Raw genomic sequence first — 3898 nt, forward strand, 5'->3', positions numbered from 1 at the left:
GTCTTTTTCAGAGTTTCCCTAGCATGTCTCTGGTCGATGACATAGCGGCAACGAGTGATGTCACAAGTTCACTCCGGTTGATATCGAGCTAACTGTCTAGCAACAGCGTTGAGCGCAAAGCAGGCTTATGCTTCGCTGCGATGACTGTCGGCCTGCCTGGTGTCGATACAAACACTGCCGTCTAGTTCCATTTCAAGTGTCGAGTGGCTGACTTTGAATTGCTCATGAAGTACTCGTTTTAAATCAGTCTTTACTCGTTCAATTTCGGGCAGGCTAGCCTTCTTGATGACAACGTGAGCTTCCAATGCAGTTGAATGTTCGGCAATTTCCCAGACATGTACGTGGTGAACACTCACAACGTCGTCCACTTGCTCCATGACATTGATTATATCAGTGATGGAAACTCCTTCTGGTGCGCCCTCCATTAACAAGTGAATGGTTTTAGGCAGCATGCTAAAGCCCTGCCAGAGCACGTACCCAGCAATCATCAGTGTCAGGACAGTATCCGTCCAGTACCAGCCATACAGAAGAATCAATGTTCCGGCAATAATAACCCCGACGGAGGCCAGCGCATCCGACACATTGTGCAGGAATGCCGCCTTTATATTCATGCTATTCTTAGACATTGTGTAGGTGAGCAAGGCCGTGACGACATCTACAATCAAGGCTATTCCCGCCACCACGACCACTGTCCATCCTTCAATGGGCTGTGGGGCAAAAAACCGACCTATAGCTTCGTAGATGAGGTAGAGACCAACGATAATCAGCGTGACCAAGTTAATCAAAGCCGCTATGGTTTCACTGCGTCGGTAGCCGAAGGTTTTAAAAGCATCTGGCGGTTTGCGACCGATTTTACGTGCGATGAGCGCAATAACCAGTGATGCGGCATCGCTCAAGTTATGTAGCGCGTCAGCTATGAGTGATAAACTGCCAGAAACTATTCCTCCAACAACTTGTGCCAGAGTTAGCACAGTATTAACGCCAATGGCAGCGATTAAACGCTTATCGCCTATGGCTTCGGTGTTATGGTTATGTTCGTGAGCCATTGGTTTTTAACCGTCCTTAAATAACATAAGACAAGGATAGGGAGCCCAAAAAAAGTAATAGATAATACTAGCACCAATACCATCGGGGGTGTACGAATTTTTGTGTAACCGGCTAATGAGCGACACTGTCGCTCCGAACCGGAGACACGATGAGCAAGAAACTACATCCCATCACCGACGAGCTGCTGGATCAGCTCTTGGCCAACTATCAAAAACCTGAAGACCTGATTGGTGCCGAAGGCATCCTCAAGCAGCTGACCAAAAAGCTGGTTGAGCGTGCGCTGGATGCCGAGTTGACTCACCATCTGGGGTACGACAAGCATCAGCCGGTCGGTAACTCGTCTGGCAATACCCGCAACGGCTTTAGCCGCAAGAAGCTCAAGGGCGAGTTCGGCGAGCTGCCCATTGAGATACCGCGTGATCGGCATGGCACCTTCGAACCGCAGATCGTCGAGAAGCACCAGACCCGCTGGGTGGGGTTCGACGACAAGATTCTTTCGCTGTACGCACGGGGCATGACCGTGCGCGAGATTCAGGCGCACCTACAGGAGATGTATGGCGCCGAGGTATCGCCCAGTCTGATCTCCTCGGTGACCGATGCCGTAACCGATGAGGTGAAGGCCTGGCAGTCACGGCCGCTCGACGCGGTCTATCCCATCGTCTACCTCGACTGCATCCACACCAAGGTGCGTGAGGGTGCCGTGCGGGTGAAGGCGGTTTACCTGGCGCTGGGCATCAACCTGGCCGGGGAGAAGGAAATCCTCGGGCTATGGATCGCCCAGAGCGAGGGTGCCAAGTTCTGGTTGCAGGTGGTGACCGAGTTGCGCAACCGTGGCGTGCAGGACATCTTCATCGCCTGCGTGGATGGCCTGAAGGGCTTCCCCGAGGCCATCGAGGCTGTCTTCCCGCACACCAGCGTGCAACTGTGCATCGTGCATATGGTCAGGCACAGCCTGAACTACGTCTCTTGGAAACGGCGCGCCGAGGTAGCGGCTGACCTGAAGCGGATTTACCAGTCCAGCACGGCGGACGAGGCTGAGCTGCGCCTTGGCGAGTTCGAAACCAAATGGGATGACGACTACCTGCCAATTGGTCAGTCCTGGCGGCGCAACTGGGCTCGGATCACGCCGTTCTTCGACTTCCCACCGGAGATCCGCAAAGTGATCTATACCACCAACGCCATTGAGTCGGTGAACATGAGTTTGCGCAAGATAACCAAGAACCGCGGCTCGTTCCCCAGCGACGAGGCGCTGCTGAAACTGTTCTATCTGGCGCTACGCAACATCAGCAAGAAATGGACGATGCCGATCCGTGACTGGAAAGCGGCACTGACACGCTTTACGATCAGCTACGAAGGCAGGCTGCCACAGTAGTAACCCCATCCCCGGTTACACAGAATTCTGCACACCCTCATACCATCTGGCCTTCCAAACCACACTGACAGAAATGCGACCACTCTCAAGCGAGTTCGTGCATTATCGTCTGAAACTTGCCGATAACTGGCCGATCCCTCTCAAACGTTAAACGACGTTGCTCGCTAATGATAGATGATACGGCGTCAATCCGAGGATGACAAAATTGTAATCTTCCAATCATTCTTTTCGTAGGATAGGCCCTTGCAGATTGGTGCGCCTCGGTGCTGACATGACGAAGCAAGGCGCTCATGTCACCGCGCAATGGAAGCATTACATTTCAATAATGTAATGCTTGGCTCATGCTGCTGTTAGCTTCAATCACGCAAAATTCATTCGAACCTGCAGGGCTCAGCGAGAAAGCTCAGCAAGCCACCTTTGAATTTAGCGAGGACTGCCCTATGAATCTGTTGAAAGCTATTGTTGTTGGTTTGGTAATCTGCGGCTCCGCATTGTCTTATGCAGAAGATGGCTATGACCGCTCAATTAAATTTTATGAAAAATTCCGAGCAGATCAAAAACGAATTCACGGAACCGAATCCGCCAAACGAAAAATAGACGAATTACAGATTAAGGATACCCGCCAAGATCAGAACAATACGGAAAGCAAGAAAGAAACCAAAGCTGACTAACCGCTTCATATCTGAACGATATTCGCCTCCGGCAGCTTCCAAGCTCCTTTGGAAGCAGTTGCACTCTAAGCGCCTTCGGGGCGCTTTTTTGTTTCCATAACTTGCCCGCAACATCGCTACCAGCGAATCGCCCTTGATTTATAGGGTATACGGATTTAATGGTTGATGGGGTGAAGGTGCCCCATCAACCATTAAATCCGTATACCCAAAATGTCTTATCCGGGGCTGAACCGAAAATAGAATACTCTTGCTGTCTGAAAAAGCGTGAGCTGATGCTTGGATCCCGATATGAACTATCCAGTAATCTGTCTGTCTTAACTGGGATATCCCTGATTCCTTATTCCGGTATTTCTCGAATCCGGCATCGGAAAAGGAATCTTGGCGCATGAGGTTTAACTCGTTATCGGGACTGGATCCATTATAAATGAACGTCGGAATTAATCAGAGTAGCCTTAAAAGAATAAGTGGATTTATTGCCGCCGGAGGAATGGCAACCCTTTTCCATTGGGCGGCCATGTCCGGCCTGGTTCTGCTTGGCATGGCCCCCGTAGCAGCCACCTTTTCTGGAAGCGTTGTAGGAGCGGTTACCAACTACTGGTTGCAGCGAACTTTGGCCTTTCCAAACGCACGCCCACACATCCAGGCCATCTGGCGATATGCCTTTTCCTGTTCACTCGCAGCTCTCCTGAACGTTCTGATCTTTTTAGTCCTGCATCAACTGTTTGAAATCTCTGTTGTGCCTGCTCAGCTTCTAACCACTGCGGCTGTCGCTGTATTTAACTATGTTGTCTACCAAAGGCTGGTATGG

Annotated in this window: 4 protein-coding genes; 3 read left to right on the forward strand and 1 reads right to left on the reverse strand. The window is 51.0% G+C overall.

Annotated elements, in window-relative coordinates; genetic code table 11:
- Positions 1-125: 125 nt before the first annotated feature.
- Positions 126-1046 carry a cation diffusion facilitator family transporter gene (locus C1949_RS19085; protein ID WP_083729407.1) on the reverse strand — a complete coding sequence of 307 codons (921 nt, stop codon included), beginning with the start codon at positions 1044-1046 and terminating at the stop codon, positions 126-128.
- Positions 1047-1195: 149 nt separating this feature from the next.
- Between C1949_RS19085 and C1949_RS19090 the strand changes: the two genes are divergently transcribed.
- The 3 genes from C1949_RS19090 to C1949_RS19100 form a co-directional block, all read left to right on the forward strand.
- Positions 1196-2419: an IS256 family transposase gene (locus C1949_RS19090; RefSeq protein ID WP_104739951.1), complete on the forward strand. Its 1224-nt coding sequence runs from the start codon at positions 1196-1198 to the stop codon at positions 2417-2419.
- A 341-nt stretch (positions 2420-2760) separates the two neighbouring features.
- Complete coding sequence (locus C1949_RS19095) at positions 2761-3090, forward strand: hypothetical protein (RefSeq protein ID WP_229744518.1); 330 nt, start codon at positions 2761-2763, stop codon at positions 3088-3090.
- Between the two features lie 424 nt (positions 3091-3514).
- The coding region (locus C1949_RS19100; RefSeq protein ID WP_104739952.1) for a GtrA family protein at positions 3515-3898 on the forward strand (384 nt) is incomplete at its 3' end.

Origin of the sequence: Halopseudomonas oceani (assembly GCF_002903165.1) — a bacterium.
Classification (GTDB): domain Bacteria; phylum Pseudomonadota; class Gammaproteobacteria; order Pseudomonadales; family Pseudomonadaceae; genus Halopseudomonas; species Halopseudomonas oceani.

Bases quoted from the DNA above. Each gene is read 5' to 3' on its own strand.
- C1949_RS19085 (WP_083729407.1), bottom strand. From the start codon at position 1,046: ATGGCTCACGAACATAACCATAACACCGAAGCCATAGGCGATAAGCGT.
- C1949_RS19090 (WP_104739951.1), top strand. From the start codon at position 1,196: ATGAGCAAGAAACTACATCCCATCACCGACGAGCTGCTGGATCAGCTC.
- C1949_RS19095 (WP_229744518.1), top strand. From the start codon at position 2,761: ATGCTGCTGTTAGCTTCAATCACGCAAAATTCATTCGAACCTGCAGGG.